Raw genomic sequence first — 12,841 nt, forward strand, 5'->3', positions numbered from 1 at the left:
CTATCCTCGGAAGGCCAAGGCGCTGAGGAGGTCGGGCGATGAGATTGACCGGAGCACTCGCGGTGATGCTGGCGCTCGTGGCCGCGCCGGCGGCGGCGCAGCAGTTCGAGACCTGCGAGAAGGTCGAGCGCGACGCGGTGCTCGAGGCGCTCGCGGGGGCGGAGAAGGTGGTGCTGCGCGCGGCGGTCTCCGTCGGCGACACGCCGGAATACCGCCGCTGGTTCGGCCCCTACAGCAAGGAGAACGCGGCGGTGGTGCGGGCAGCGTTCAAGTCGATCCACATCGCGATCCGCGACGCCGAGATCAAGATCGTGTGCGCCAACATCGGCGAGGAGGATTGCGACCGCCAGATGTACGCCAACGTCTGGAGCCACGATCACTACCGCATCAACCTCTGCCCGGCCTTCTTTTCCATGCCGCGCATGTACGCCTTCCCGCAGGGGTCGGAGGAGATGGAGAACGGCAGCCGCGAGGGGACGATCATCCACGAGATGAGCCACTTCGACGTCGTCGCCCGCACCGACGACATCTGCTACTCCCGCTCCGCCTGCTCAGACCGCGCCCTGCGCCGCCAGGAAGTCCTGATCCGAAACGCCGACAGCTACCAGTACTTCGCCGAGGACATCTCCTACCTGCCGTGAGCGGGACCCGGAGCGAAACGCTTTCTCGCTACGCCCCTCTCCGGTTGCGCGCCACGCCGTCCGCGTGCCCGCCCGGCCCCCGCCGGGCAGCGCCGGCCCGCCCCCACGGGGCGGCGCTTCTGGCGATGCAGTTCCGGAGCACGCGCGGCAGGGGCTTTGGAGACGTCGGGCAGCAGCCAGACCCCGCCCCTCGGGCCGGCGCTGCCCGGCTTACGTCGTGCCGGACCTCGTGCCGGCCGGCTCCGGTCGCAGGCGGCCCTCAGCAGTCCTGCCCGGCTCCGTCAGCGCGCGGCGGCCTCGGCCACCGGCTCCATGCCCCGCTCCAGCAGCCAGAACCGCCCCGGCCCGAGCGCCCGCCACGGGCCAATCTCCCCGTCGGGCCAGCGCACCCGCGCGCGCACCTCCTCGGCACTGCCCAGCCCGAAATGCGCGTGGCCCGCCTGGCCCCCGGCGTGGCCGCCGCCGACCTGCACCTCGCGGAACCAGGTCCGCCCGCCCGCCTCCAGCTCGATCCGCGCGCCCACCGCGAAGCGGTTGCCGCCGGGCTGCGCCAGGCGCAGCGCGACCCAGCCGCCCGCGTCCGGGGTGACGTTCTCGTGGAGCTTCATCGGCGCGCGGCGCTGGACCACCACGAGGTCGAGCCGCCCGTCGCGGTTGAGGTCGGCGAGCGCCGCGCCGCGGCCGCGCGCGCCGGAGGCCACGCCGGCCACGCTCGCGCGCTCGACGAAGCGGCCGTCGGGCTGCTGCATGAGCAGGTTGTCGGGGTCGAACTCCGCCATGTCCGGCATCTGGTTGACGTTGCCCTTGGCGATGAACAGGTCGTCCCGCCCGTTGTTGTCCACGTCGCCGAACTCCACGTGCCACCCGGTGCTGGGCCGTCCCTCGTCGCCCGTGTGGGGCCGGTGCGCCGTGGTGCCGCGCGCGAAGGCGATCGAGGCGAAGCGCGGCGCGGCGCCGTCGCCCTGCAGTTCGTAGAGCTTCTGGTCGGCCATGCTCGTGACGGCGATCTCGGGGCGGGCGTCGCCGGTGATGTCGCGCGCGGCGAGGCCCATGCCCCAGAGCATCTGCCGCTCCCAGCCCTCCTCGGCCCGCCACTCCGCCAGCCGGGGCCAGACGCGGAACAGCTGCTCCTGCCCGTCGCGGACATAGTAGTGCCGGTCGTTGCTGATCCAGAGGTCGGGCGTGCCGCGCCCGCTCCAGTCGGTGAACAGCATCGCCAAGGTGCAATGGCCGGGGGCAATGATCTCCGGCGTGCCGTAGCCGTCGGCCTCGGGGCGAAACAGCTGGTGGGTGTCGCAGGTGCCGAACGGGCCGGCCGGGTCGTCGCGGTCGACGTAGTTGCCCACGGCGAGAGTCGGGCGCTCGTCGCCCGGGCCCCAGGCGGCGGCGAAGGCGGTGCTCCAGCCGTCGCCGGGCGCGATGCCGAGCGCCGCCTCGGCGCGCTCGAAGCGGCAGCCGCCGAGGCCGCGCAGCACGGCGTTGGGGCCGGAGCGGAGCACGAACAGGTCGAGCCGCCCGTCGCCGTCGAGATCGAGCGGGTAGGCGCCTGTGACGTCCGTCAGCGCCGCCTCGGGCGCGTCGGCGAGGCCGAAGGCGGGCGGCGCGCCGGCCCTGGCGGTGCGGTTGACGAACAGCCGCGCCGGGCCCGCGCCGCCGGCGGCGTAGAGGTCGAGGTAGCCGTCGTCGTCACAGTCGAACACCGCGACGCCGCCGCCGACATAGAACGCCCAGTCGCCGTCGTAGACGTGGGCGACGGGCAGCGCCTCCGTCAGGTCGCGGAACGCCGGCTCACCCGCCGCCGGGGCGGCGAGCAGGGCGAGGGCGGCGGCGAGGGCGCGGCGCATGGCGGCCTCAGCCGGGCTTGTAGACCCGCTCGGCCTCCGGGTCGCTGGTGTCGTAGGGCAAGGCGGCGAGCTCTTCCCAGAGCGCCTCCGGCACCTCCTGCGCGGCCCAGTCGCAGGTCTGCTGGACCCGTTCGGGGCGCGACACGCCGACCATCGTGGAGGTGATGCGCGGGTCGCGCATGGAGAATTGCAGCGCCGCGACGCCGATCTGCACGCCGTGGCGCGCGCAGACCTCCTCGATGGCGCGCACCGGGGCGAGCTGGTCCTCGCTGGCCTCCTGGTAGGTGATGCGGGGGCTGTTGGCGCTGCCCTTGGCGAGGATGCCGCTGGCGTAGGGCGCGGCGTTGAAGATCGCGACGCCGCGGGCGTGGGCTTCGTCGTAGAGGGTGTCGGCGTTGCGATTGAGCAGGGTGAAGCGGTTGTGGTTGATGAGCGTGTCGTACTCGCGCTCCGCCAGCAGCCTGCGCGTCAGCTCGACCTCGCCCATCGCCAGCCCCACCGCGTCGGTCAGGCCCTCTTCCTTCATCCGGAACAGCTCGTCGAGCGCGCCGCCGTGGCGGGTGATCTCGTCGAGGTCGGCGGCGTGCTCCGGGTCGTGCAGGTGCAGCATGTGGACCTTGTCGAGGCCGAGCGCCTCGAGGCTCTGCTCGAGCGACCGCCGCGCCTGCGCGCCGTCGAAGCGGCCGGTCTCGAAGTGGCGGTCGAGCTTGGTCGACACGAGCACGCCCTCGGGCAGCCCGCCGCGCTCGCGGATCACCTGGCCGATGCGCTCCTCGCTGCGGCCGTGGCCGTAGATGCGGGCGGTGTCGAGGAAGCTCGGGCTCTGGTCGAAGATCGCCTGCACCGTCGCCTGGGCGCGCTCGGCGTCGACACCGTAGCCGTAGGTGTCGGGCATGTCGCCGAGCGGCGAGGTGCCGAAGCAGAGGTCGGGGATCGGGTAGGGCAGCCGCTTGTTTACCTTGGTGCCGATGGTCATGTCGCTGGTCCCTCCTACTGCGTATCGCGGCGCAGCATAGGCATGGGAGACGGGGTTTCAATAAGTGAACAGCGCCCTTGACCCTCCAGTAACTGGAATCCTTATGTCTCCCGTGACACCAGTGAATCGGAGGCTGTCATGGGCGAATATCACGAGGCGACGCTGGCGCTGGAGGGACTGTCCTGCGCGTCGTGCGTGGGCCGTGCCGAGCGGGCGCTGACGGCGCTCGAAGGCGTCGAGGCGGTCTCCGTCAATCTCGCGTCCGAGACGGCGCGGGTGCGGCTCGACGGGCCGGGACGGCTCGCGGAGGTCGCGGCGGCGCTGCGCGAGGCCGGCTACCCGGCGCGGCAGGCGACGGCGACGCTGGCGCTCGGGGGGATGTCCTGCGCGTCCTGCGTCGGGCGGGCCGAGCGGGCGCTGGCGCAGGTGCCGGGCGTCGTTTCGGCGGCGGTGAACCTCGCCGCCGAGACCGCCACCGTCAGCTACTTCGAAGGCACCACCGAGCCGGCCGCGCTCGCCGCGGCGGCGACGGCGGCGGGCTATCCGGCGCGCGTCGCGGGCGCGGAGGCGCAGGCCGAGCGGGGCGCGCGCAAGGCCGAGGAGGCCGCCGGCCTCGCGCGGCGCGTGGCGTTCGCCGGGGCGCTGGCTCTGCCGGTCGTGGTGCTCGCGATGGGCGCGCACCTGGTGCCGGGCTTCGGCGCGCTGATCGAGCGCGGGCTCGGGCAGCAGGCCGACTGGCTGATCCAGTTCGCGCTGACTTCGCTGATCTTGTTCGGCCCCGGTCGGCACTTCTTCACCAAGGGCCTCGCCGCGCTGGGCCGCGGCGCGCCCGACATGAACAGCCTCGTCGCGCTCGGCACGGGCGCGGCGTGGGGCTATTCCACGTTCGCCACCTTCCTGCCCGGCCTGCTGCCCGAGGCGCTGCGGGCGGTCTATTTCGAGGCCGCCGCGGTGATCGTGGTGCTGATCCTCGTCGGCCGCTGGCTGGAGGCCCGCGCCAAGGGCCGCACCGGCGCGGCGATCGGCAAGCTCGTCGGGCTGCAGGCCCGCACCGCGCGGGTGGAGGCGGCGGACGGCGCGCTCGAGGAGCGGCCCGTCGAGGCGCTGCGGGCGGGCGACGTGCTCGTGGTGCGGCCGGGCGAACGCATCCCCACCGACGGCGAGGTGCTCGAGGGCGAGGGCCACGTGGACGAGAGCATGATCACCGGCGAGCCGTTCCCCGTCGACAAGCGCGCGGGCGACGCCGTCACCGGCGGCACGGTCAACGGCGCGGGCGCGCTGCGGGTGCGGGCGACGCGCATCGGGGCGGAGACGACGCTCGCGCACATCATCCGCATGGTCGAGGAGGCGCAGGGCGCGCGGCTGCCGATCCAGGCGCTCGTGGACCGGGTGACGCTCTGGTTCGTGCCCGCCGTCATCGCCGTCGCAGCGCTGACGGTGCTGGGGTGGCTGCTGCTCGGCCCCGAGCCGGCGCTAACCCACGCGCTCGTCGCGGGGGTCTCGGTGCTGATCATCGCCTGTCCCTGCGCGATGGGTCTCGCGACGCCGTCCTCGATCATGGTCGGCACCGGGCGCGCGGCGCAGATGGGGGTGCTGTTCCGCAAGGGCGACGCGCTGCAGGCGCTGGCCTCGGTCGACGTGGTGGCGCTCGACAAGACCGGCACCGTGACCGAGGGGCGGCCCGAACTGGTCGACCTGGTGCTCGCCGAGGGCGTGACGCGGGAGGACATCCTCGGCCGCATCGCCGCCGCCGAGGCCCGCTCGGAGCACCCGGTGGCCGACGCGCTGGTGCGTGCGGCGCGGGCCGAGGGGCTGGCGGGGACGGACGTGTCCGCCTTCGAGGCGATCCCCGGCCACGGCATCTCGGCCGAGGTCGGCGGCTCGCGGCTGCTCGTCGGCACCGCGCGGCTGCTCGAGCGCGAGGGCATCGAGCCCGCGCCCTTCGCCGAGGCCGCCGCCGACCTCGCCCGGCGCGGCCGCACGCCGCTCTTCGCCGCGCTCGACGGCCGCCTCGCGGCGCTCGTGGGGGTGGCCGACCGGGTCAAGCCCGCCAGCCGCGCCGCCATCGCGGCGCTCAAGGCGGAAGGGCTCGAGGTGGCGATGATCACCGGCGACCGGCAGGAGACGGCCCAGGCCATCGCCGCCGAGACCGGCATCGACCACGTCGTCGCGGGCGTCCTGCCAGACGGCAAGGTCGCCGCGCTCGACAGGCTCAGGGCCGGCGGGCGCAAGGTGGCCTTCGTGGGCGACGGCATCAACGATGCGCCCGCGCTGGCCCACGCCGACGTCGGCATTGCCATCGGCACCGGCACCGACGTCGCCATCGAGAGCGCCGACGTGGTGCTGATGTCGGGCGACCTGCGCGGCGTCGTCGACGCCGCCGCCGTCTCGCGCCGGACCCTGGCCAACATCCGCCAGAACCTCGTCTGGGCCTTCGGCTACAACGTGGCGCTGATCCCGGTCGCGGCGGGGCTGCTCTACCCGGCGACGGGGCTCTTGCTGTCGCCGATGCTCGCCGCCGGCGCGATGGCGCTGTCGTCGGTCTTCGTGCTGAGCAACGCGCTCCGGCTGCGCCGCGTCGCGCCCGCCATGGCCGGGCGACCGGACGCCCCGGCTTCGCGCGCCGCCGCCGCCGCGCCGGCCCCGGTGGAGCAGGGCGCATGAACATCAGCGACGTCGCCCGCCGCGCCGGCCTGCCGGTCAAGACAATCCGCTACTACGAGGAGATCGGCCTCGTGCGGCCCGCGCGCGGCGCCAACGGCTACCGGGCCTTCGACGAGCGCGACCTGCACAAGCTCGCCTTCATCGGCCGCGCCCGCGCGCTCGGCTTCTCGGTGGAGGATTGCCGCGCGCTGCTGCGCCTCTACGAGGATACCGGCCGCGCCAGCGCCGAGGTCCGACAGCTCACCCGCGACCACCTCGCCGAGATCGACCGCAAGCTCGCCGAGCTGCAGCAGATGCGCGCCACGCTGGCCCGGCTCGTCGATGCCTGCGCGGGCGACGCGCGCCCAGACTGCCCGATCCTCGACGACCTCCGCGATCACGCCTTCCAGGCGCGCTCGGACGTCGAGTAGAGAAAGGTGGCCGACCAGGTCAGCACCATGAAACCGCCGAGGGACTGCATCATGTTGACCATCCGGATCGGCCCCTCCGTCTGGATCTGCGTATAGCCCAGCGTCGCGAAGTTGACGCCGGAGAAGTAGATCAGCCCCTCCCAGCTGCCGCTGAATTCGGCGGTGAGCGTACCGAGCGCGCCCCAGTCGAGCAGCAGCCGGTAGGCCACGGCGAAGCCGAGGATCTCGACCACGTGCAGCACCAGAAGGCTGATGAAGACGACGAGGATCGCCGCCTTCGGAAGCGTATCGGCACCGGGGTTGAGCGCGCGCACCACCAGCAGACCGAGGTGGTGAAAGACGCCGAGCAGCACCACGAGCAGGACCCCGATGCCGAGCCCGATCATCCGAACCACCCCATCCGCAGCGGCATCCAGATCGCCATCGCGACCATCATCACGTTCTCCGTCAGCGACACGAAGCCCAGCGGCACGTTGCTGCCGCCGCCGACGCAGGCGCATTTGAGCTCGCGCTTGTCGACGTAGACCGCCTTGAACACGCTCACCGCCCCGATCGTCCCGATCACCAGCGCCACCGGCACCGCGATCCACAACAGCGTCATCGCCAGCATCAGCACCCCCGCCAGCGCCTCGCCGAAGGGGTAGATGTAGCCGTAGCGCACCCAGCGCCGGGCCAGCAGGTCGTAGTTGAGGAACATCGTCGAGAAGCCCTCGATGTCCTGCAGCTTCTGGATCGCGAGGATGCACATGCTGATCGCGATGAAGAGCTCGACGGTGCGGAAGGTGAGGATCGTCTCGTAGGCGAGCCAGCTCACAGCCATGCCCATCAGGAACGCTACCGAGAAGATCGCGATCACCGGCTGGTAGCTGGCCTCGTCCTCGCCCTTCACCTCCTGGCCGAAATGCGCGCGCAGATCGTCGTAGCCCCCGATCCGCGCGCCGTCGATGAAGGTCTGCGGCGTGGTGGCGACGCCGTGCTCCTCCTTGAAGGCGTCGGTCTCCTCGCGGGTGGTGAGCGGGTGGTCCTCCACCTCGAAGCCCTGCCGCTCGAGCAGGTCCTTGCTCTTGAGCCCGTAGGGGCAGGTGTGGCCGGGCATCACCATGCGGTAGAGCCGGGCCTTCCTGGTCTGGTCGAGCGGCATGGCGCTCCTCCCTTACTCGGTGCCGTCGCTGCCGGTGCAGTCGAAGAAGCCACGGTAGCCGACGCTCAGCCCCTCCTCGAGCTCGAAGGTCAACGCGGCATTCGACCTCCAGTTCGCCTCGTCGCCCAGCAGCCGCACCGCGACGCGCGCGCCGTCGGTGGCGAAGTCGCCCTCGCCGCTCTCTTCGAGCCCGACGATGACCCCGTTGAGCTTCATCGCCGCCCCGCCGTCGGCGGCGGTCCACAGGATCGGGTCGGCCTCGGGGCTGCGGTTGAAGGTGCAGGTCGGCCCGGCGACGACCTCGCCGGCCTCGGCCTCGGTCAGCGGCGACAGGTCGAGCTGCGAGATCAGCGTGTTGTCCAGCGCATCCTCGACGCTGCCCGGCGCGGCGGGCGGGTCCTCGTAGATCTCGCGCACCACGTTGCCGTCGGCGACGTCGTCGATCAGGTAGCGCATCTCGGCGATCTCCTTGCGCTGGGCGGCGATGATCTCGTCGGCGAGATGGCGCACGCGGGCATCCTCGATCTGCGCCCGCTCGGAGGTCATCACCGCGATCGAGTGGTGCGGGATCATCGCGCGCATGTAGCTCGGCCCCGACACCGTCGTCTGGCTGCGCACCAGCCACAGCGACACCCCGAAGACCACGATCGCGCCGACGAAGATCGCCGCGTTCATCGCCTTGCTGTCGTACATGCCGAGCATGTAGGCGAGCATGATGATCGCCATCGTCGCGCCCATCAGGATCGCCATGTAGGTCCGCGTCTCGGACCAGAAGAGGTGCTCCCAGGCGTAGGTGTTGAGGTACATCAGGATGAACATCACCACCGTCGACGTGAGGATCATCAGACCGAACTTGACGTAAGACATGACACGCTCCCTTCGCCGCCCACCCCTTGGGGGTACGCCGGGCGAACGACGCGCGGGCGCGGCAGGTTCCGAGACGGTCAGCCCAGCGCCGTCTTGAGTTCGGCCAGGTGGCCGGGCAGGGCGCGGTCGGTGACGTCGGCCTCGCGCACCAGCTTGTCGAAGTGCCGCGTCAGGGCGAGGATCCGCTCGGTGTCGCGGAAGGCGAGGTAGTTGGAGCCGAGGTAGATCACCGCGAGCAGCGGGCCGAACACCGTCAGCGGCGACGAGAACAGCCGGTGCGCGTCGTAGAGGAACAGCCGCAGCGACGGGAACAGCTGGTCGTGCAACTGCGCCATGTGGTCGATCTGCGCCGCGCGCAGGCTGGCGGGCATCCCCGCGTAGTACCCCTCGCCGCGCGCGAAGCTGCGCAGCTCGTGGAGCGGCAGGGCGATCTCGTAGTCCGAGGGCGAGGCGCGGATCCAGTTGAGCCGGTCCTCCGAGGCGCCGATCGCCTGCTCCGTCGTCCGCCCGAGCGTGGCGCGATACTCCCAGTGCAGCATCTCCGAGGTCTTGAGCATGTCGGGCAGCCCGGCGGGGACGTGGCGGATCTTGTATCCCTCCGCCTCCCGGTGCCAGTCGAAGATCTGCTCGTCCACCAGCGCGCGGGGCGCCTCGGTGATCTTCATCGCCGCCGCGACCAGGTCGGCGGCCAGTTCGGGGCGCTGGGTCAGGCCGAGCAGCCAGTCCGCCGACACCCCCAGAACCTCGGCGCAGAGCGCGGCGACATGTGCGTTGGGCAGGCGGGTGTCGTCCTTGAGCAGCTGGCTGACGGTGGAGCGGTCCACCCCGGCCTGCCGCGCGAGGTCGGACTGGTTGAGCCCGCGCCGCGCCATCGCGGCGGCCAGCCGGGTCTGGAAGAGCTGCGCGCGCTGGCGCTTGTCGAGGACCGTCACCATACGGTGCATTCAGTCACATTCGTCGCGGTTTGTGTACCGGAAACGGAATGGCTCCCGCCTGTCATCCGACATAGCGTCGCGGCATACGAAAAATGCAGGAGACGACATGGAGACGCGGACCCGGTCCGTCGTGAAGGCGGTTGTGTGGAATTTGCTCGGGCTGACGGTGATGGCCCTCGTGGGGCTGGCGATGACCGGCTCGCTCGCGCTGGGCGGGACGATGGCGCTGGTCAACGCGGCCCTGGGGCTGTCGATGTACGTGGGCTACGAGCGCCTGTGGGACCGCATCGCCTGGGGCCGGCAGGCGGGGAGGGTGCGCGATGTCTGAGCCGCGCACCTTCGAGTGGCCGACGCTGGCGCTGCTGGCGGGATGCTACGCCCTCTGGGCCGCCGCCCTGTTCGGCCTCGCGGCGCTGTCGCCGTGGCTGGCGCTGCCGGCGCTGGTGGTGGCGCTGGTGCTGCATTCCTCGCTCCAGCACGAGGCGATCCACGGCCACCCCTTCCGCAACCGGCGGCTCAACGCCGCCCTCGTCTGGCCGGCGCTGGGGCTGCTGGTCCCGTTCGGGCGCTTCCGCGACACCCACCTCGCCCACCACCACGACGCGATCCTCACCGACCCCTACGACGACCCCGAGAGCAACTACCTCGACCCCGCCGCCTGGCGGCGCCTGCCGCGCTGGCTGCAGGCGGTGCTGCGGGTGAACAACACGCTGGCGGGGCGCATCGTGATCGGGCCGCTGGCGGGGCAGGTGGCGTTCCTCGCGGGCGACTGGCGCGCGCGCCACGAGCCCGCCGTGCGCGCCGCGTGGGCGGCGCACCTGCCGGCCTCGGCGGTGGTGCTGTCGGCGGTCGCGCTCGCGCCGCTGCCGCTCCCGGCCTATCTCGCGGCCGCCTACGCGGCGATGTCGGTGCTCAAGATCCGCACCTTCCTCGAGCACCAGGCCCACGAGAAGGCGCGCGCCCGCACCGTCATCATCGAGGATCGCGGCCCGCTGGCGCTGCTGTTCCTCAACAACAACCTCCACGTCGTCCACCACATGCACCCGCGCGTGCCGTGGTACCGCCTGCCGCGGCTCTACGCCCGCAACCCCGCGCGCTACCTCGGCGTCAACGGCGGCTACCGCTACCGCTCCTACGCCGAGATCCTCGCCCGCTACTTCTGGCGCGCCAAGGATCCGGTCCCCCACCCGCTGCGCGGCGGCTGACTTCATCTGGCCGAAAATATGCACGGCTCCACGCCCTGACCGCGCGCGCCGCCGGGGTGGCTTGCCACGGGCGGCGGCGGGCGCGATAGCGGGCGGATGGAGCTCTGGATCCCGGTCACCCTCGCCGCCGCCTTCGCGCAGACGCTGCGGTTCATGCTGCAGAAGGTGCTCGCCGCCGGGCGGCTCTCGGCGGCGGGGGCGACCTTCGCGCGCTTCGTCTGGTCGATGCCGCTCGTGTGGCTGCTCGCGCTTGCCTACGCCCGTGGCACCGGTGCGGCGCTGCCCGCCATTCCGGCCGGCTTCTGGCCCTACGCGGTGGCGGGCGGGATCAGCCAGATCCTCGCGACGATCTGCGTCGTCGCGCTGTTCAAGCACCGCAACTTCGCCGTCGGCATCACCTTCAAGAAGACCGAGGTGCTGCTGTCGGTGCTCGCCGGGATCGTGATCCTCGGCGAGGGGATCAGCCTCGCGAGCCTCGCGGCGATCCTCGTCGGACTCGTCGGGGTGCTGCTGCTGTCGGACCCGCCCGGCGGCGGCGCCGGGACGTGGCTGCGGCGGATCGCGAACCCGGCGGCCGGGCTGGGGCTGGCCTCGGGCGTGTTCTTCGGCATCTCCGGCGTCAGCTACCGAGGCGCGTCGCTGTCGCTCGAGAGCGGCGACGTGCTGCTGCGCGCGCTGGTGACGCTGGGCTGCGTCACCGCCTTCCAGACGCTGGCGCTCGGCGGCTGGCTCGGCTGGCGCCAGCCCGGCGAGGTGGGGCGGGTGTTTCGCAACTGGCGCGTCTCGGGCCTCGTCGGCCTGACGAGCATGGCCGGCTCGATCGGCTGGTTCACCGCCTACACGCTCCAGAGCGCGGGCATCGTCAACGCTGTGGGGCAGGTGGAGCTGATCTTCTCGCTGCTGGCCTCGTGGCTGTTCTTCCGCGAGCGCATCACGGGCCGGGAGCTGGCCGGGATCGCGGTGCTGGTGGTCTCGATCCTGGCGCTGATCGCGACGAGCTGACGCCTAGAGATCCAGCGGGTCGCGCCCCGCGAGGCGGGCGAAGTGGCTCTCCTCCTGCCCGTGCCGGAAGAACGGCACCGGCCCGGCGGGGCGGCGGCCGTGGACGGCGACCTCGGCGAGCACCACGCGGGTGATGAAGGGCAGGTCGAGCGTGCGCGCCTGCGACAGCGGCACCCAGCGCAGGCCGGACAGCTCGCCCTCGACCGCCGAGAGGGCGTCGGGATCGGAGACGAGCGCGCTGGCGGGAGCGGCGAAGAAGCGGGCGTCGAAGCGGCGGGTGTTGCCTGGCGGGGTGATCGCGCGGAACACGTAGGAGAGGGCCGCGGCGTCGGGGCGGTGGCCGGTGGCGGCGAAGCCGCGCCAGCCGGGCGGCGCGTCGGGCCAGGGCGCGGGGCGGCCGAGGATCTGGCGCGTCTCTTCCCAGAGTTCCCGGATCGCGGCCGCGCAGAGCGCCTCCGGGGGCAGGGCGCTGTCTTGCGAGAGGCGTGCGAGGCAGTCGCGCCCGGGCAGGGCGGCGAGGGGGATGCCGGCGTCGCCCGGATCGACCGCGCCGCCGGGAAACACCATCTTGCCCGGCATGAACGCCGCGCGCCCGCCGCGCATCCCCATCAGCACCGCCGGCTCCGGCCCGTCCTCGCGCACCAGGATCAGCGTCGCGGCGTCGCGGACGGAGACGGTCACGTCCGGGCGGGGACGCCGCCGAAGCCGTGCATCCGCTTGGCCCATTGCAGCCCCACCACGAAACCCTTCAGGCGCGGCAGCAGGTAGAGGCTCAGCGCCACGCAGCCGACCGTGAACAGCGTCGCCATGACGAGCGGCTCGGGGCGGAAGTGCGTGAAGACGACGTGGAACAGCGGCGCCATGATATGGCCCACGACGAGGATCGTCAGGTAGGCCGGCCCGTCGTCGGCGCGGTGGTGGTAGAGCTCCTCGCGGCAGACGGGGCAGCGGTCGGCAACCTTGAGGTAGCCGGTGAACATCGGGCCCTCGCCGCAATTGGGGCAGCGCCGCCGGAAGCCGCGCCACATGGCGGGCTTGGCGGGACGGTCGAGTGCGACGGGCGTTGCGGCGGAGGCGGTGGCGGAGGAGCGATCGTCAAACATGGCACGGGGTCCGGATGAAGCAGTCTCGGCGCGACCGTGGCAGGCCCGAGCGC

14 protein-coding genes are annotated in these 12,841 nt (G+C 72.4%); 6 read left to right on the top strand and 8 right to left on the bottom strand.

Translation table 11 applies throughout. The features are described from left to right. The first annotated feature begins 38 nt into the window (after positions 1-38). The gene (locus tag OG2516_RS15090) at positions 39-641 is read left to right on the top strand and encodes a M35 family metalloendopeptidase (protein ID WP_040615917.1); all 603 of its coding nucleotides are present in this window, start codon (positions 39-41) and stop codon (positions 639-641) included. Between the two features lie 281 nt (positions 642-922). Here the strand turns inward: OG2516_RS15090 and OG2516_RS15095 are convergent, their stop codons facing one another. Beyond that, on the bottom strand, positions 923-2,485 hold the full coding sequence (locus tag OG2516_RS15095; protein ID WP_007256578.1) for a CRTAC1 family protein: 1,563 nt from the start codon (positions 2,483-2,485) through the stop codon (positions 923-925). 7 nt (positions 2,486-2,492) lie between these two features. Next, positions 2,493-3,461: an aldo/keto reductase gene (locus tag OG2516_RS15100; protein WP_007256579.1), complete on the bottom strand. Its 969-nt coding sequence runs from the start codon at positions 3,459-3,461 to the stop codon at positions 2,493-2,495. Between the two features lie 138 nt (positions 3,462-3,599). Here OG2516_RS15100 and OG2516_RS15105 point away from each other — a divergent pair, with 138 nt between their 5' ends. After that, entirely contained in the window at positions 3,600-6,125 is a 2,526-nt protein-coding gene (locus OG2516_RS15105) for a heavy metal translocating P-type ATPase (RefSeq protein ID WP_007256580.1), read from the top strand. After that, positions 6,122-6,535 (top strand): Cu(I)-responsive transcriptional regulator, encoded by a 414-nt coding sequence (gene cueR / locus OG2516_RS15110; RefSeq protein ID WP_007256581.1) that lies wholly within the window; start codon positions 6,122-6,124, stop codon positions 6,533-6,535. Before OG2516_RS15105 ends, cueR begins: the two co-directional genes overlap by 4 nt. On the opposite strand, the gene OG2516_RS15115 is transcribed toward cueR, so the two are convergent. The 4 genes from OG2516_RS15115 to OG2516_RS15130 all read right to left on the bottom strand — a co-directional run bounded on the left by OG2516_RS15115 (position 6,502) and on the right by OG2516_RS15130 (position 9,478). Next, the gene (locus tag OG2516_RS15115) at positions 6,502-6,921 is read right to left on the bottom strand and encodes an ion channel (protein WP_007256582.1); all 420 of its coding nucleotides are present in this window, start codon (positions 6,919-6,921) and stop codon (positions 6,502-6,504) included. The genes cueR and OG2516_RS15115 overlap by 34 nt on opposite strands. Continuing rightward, positions 6,918-7,676, bottom strand: coding sequence for a MauE/DoxX family redox-associated membrane protein (locus OG2516_RS15120; RefSeq protein ID WP_007256583.1), 759 nt, complete (start codon positions 7,674-7,676; stop codon positions 6,918-6,920). Before OG2516_RS15120 ends, OG2516_RS15115 begins: the two co-directional genes overlap by 4 nt. 12 nt (positions 7,677-7,688) lie before the next feature. Further along, positions 7,689-8,543: a DUF6692 family protein gene (locus OG2516_RS15125; protein WP_007256584.1), complete on the bottom strand. Its 855-nt coding sequence runs from the start codon at positions 8,541-8,543 to the stop codon at positions 7,689-7,691. A 77-nt stretch (positions 8,544-8,620) separates the two neighbouring features. Continuing rightward, on the bottom strand, positions 8,621-9,478 hold the full coding sequence (locus OG2516_RS15130; protein ID WP_007256585.1) for a helix-turn-helix domain-containing protein: 858 nt from the start codon (positions 9,476-9,478) through the stop codon (positions 8,621-8,623). A 106-nt stretch (positions 9,479-9,584) separates the two neighbouring features. Here OG2516_RS15130 and OG2516_RS15135 point away from each other — a divergent pair, with 106 nt between their 5' ends. The 3 genes from OG2516_RS15135 (at position 9,585) to OG2516_RS15145 (ending at position 11,685) form a co-directional block, all read left to right on the top strand. Continuing rightward, entirely contained in the window at positions 9,585-9,806 is a 222-nt protein-coding gene (locus tag OG2516_RS15135) for a DUF2061 domain-containing protein (protein WP_007256586.1), read from the top strand. After that, positions 9,799-10,683 (top strand): fatty acid desaturase, encoded by an 885-nt coding sequence (locus OG2516_RS15140; protein ID WP_007256587.1) that lies wholly within the window; start codon positions 9,799-9,801, stop codon positions 10,681-10,683. Before OG2516_RS15135 ends, OG2516_RS15140 begins: the two co-directional genes overlap by 8 nt. A 96-nt stretch (positions 10,684-10,779) precedes the next feature. After that, positions 10,780-11,685: a DMT family transporter gene (locus tag OG2516_RS15145; RefSeq protein WP_007256588.1), complete on the top strand. Its 906-nt coding sequence runs from the start codon at positions 10,780-10,782 to the stop codon at positions 11,683-11,685. 3 nt (positions 11,686-11,688) lie between these two features. On the opposite strand, the gene OG2516_RS15150 is transcribed toward OG2516_RS15145, so the two are convergent. Together OG2516_RS15150 and OG2516_RS15155 are read right to left on the bottom strand one after the other, a co-directional pair. Next, on the bottom strand, positions 11,689-12,366 hold the full coding sequence (locus tag OG2516_RS15150) for an NUDIX hydrolase (RefSeq protein WP_007256589.1): 678 nt from the start codon (positions 12,364-12,366) through the stop codon (positions 11,689-11,691). Further along, the gene (locus OG2516_RS15155; RefSeq protein ID WP_007256590.1) at positions 12,363-12,788 is read right to left on the bottom strand and encodes a DUF983 domain-containing protein; all 426 of its coding nucleotides are present in this window, start codon (positions 12,786-12,788) and stop codon (positions 12,363-12,365) included. Before OG2516_RS15155 ends, OG2516_RS15150 begins: the two co-directional genes overlap by 4 nt. Between the last annotated feature and the right edge of the window lie 53 nt (positions 12,789-12,841).

Origin of the sequence: Oceanicola granulosus HTCC2516 (assembly GCF_000153305.1) — a bacterium.
In the GTDB taxonomy this organism is placed as follows: domain Bacteria; phylum Pseudomonadota; class Alphaproteobacteria; order Rhodobacterales; family Rhodobacteraceae; genus Oceanicola; species Oceanicola granulosus.

Coding starts and splice junctions, on each gene's coding strand:
- OG2516_RS15095 (WP_007256578.1), bottom strand. CDS start 2,485: ATGCGCCGCGCCCTCGCCGCCGCCCTCGCCCTGCTCGCCGCCCCGGCG.
- OG2516_RS15100 (WP_007256579.1), bottom strand. CDS start 3,461: ATGACCATCGGCACCAAGGTAAACAAGCGGCTGCCCTACCCGATCCCC.
- cueR (WP_007256581.1), top strand. CDS start 6,122: ATGAACATCAGCGACGTCGCCCGCCGCGCCGGCCTGCCGGTCAAGACA.
- OG2516_RS15105 (WP_007256580.1), top strand. CDS start 3,600: ATGGGCGAATATCACGAGGCGACGCTGGCGCTGGAGGGACTGTCCTGC.
- OG2516_RS15135 (WP_007256586.1), top strand. CDS start 9,585: ATGGAGACGCGGACCCGGTCCGTCGTGAAGGCGGTTGTGTGGAATTTG.
- OG2516_RS15125 (WP_007256584.1), bottom strand. CDS start 8,543: ATGTCTTACGTCAAGTTCGGTCTGATGATCCTCACGTCGACGGTGGTG.
- OG2516_RS15115 (WP_007256582.1), bottom strand. CDS start 6,921: ATGATCGGGCTCGGCATCGGGGTCCTGCTCGTGGTGCTGCTCGGCGTC.
- OG2516_RS15090 (WP_040615917.1), top strand. CDS start 39: ATGAGATTGACCGGAGCACTCGCGGTGATGCTGGCGCTCGTGGCCGCG.
- OG2516_RS15140 (WP_007256587.1), top strand. CDS start 9,799: ATGTCTGAGCCGCGCACCTTCGAGTGGCCGACGCTGGCGCTGCTGGCG.
- OG2516_RS15120 (WP_007256583.1), bottom strand. CDS start 7,676: ATGCCGCTCGACCAGACCAGGAAGGCCCGGCTCTACCGCATGGTGATG.
- OG2516_RS15155 (WP_007256590.1), bottom strand. CDS start 12,788: ATGTTTGACGATCGCTCCTCCGCCACCGCCTCCGCCGCAACGCCCGTC.
- OG2516_RS15145 (WP_007256588.1), top strand. CDS start 10,780: ATGGAGCTCTGGATCCCGGTCACCCTCGCCGCCGCCTTCGCGCAGACG.
- OG2516_RS15130 (WP_007256585.1), bottom strand. CDS start 9,478: ATGGTGACGGTCCTCGACAAGCGCCAGCGCGCGCAGCTCTTCCAGACC.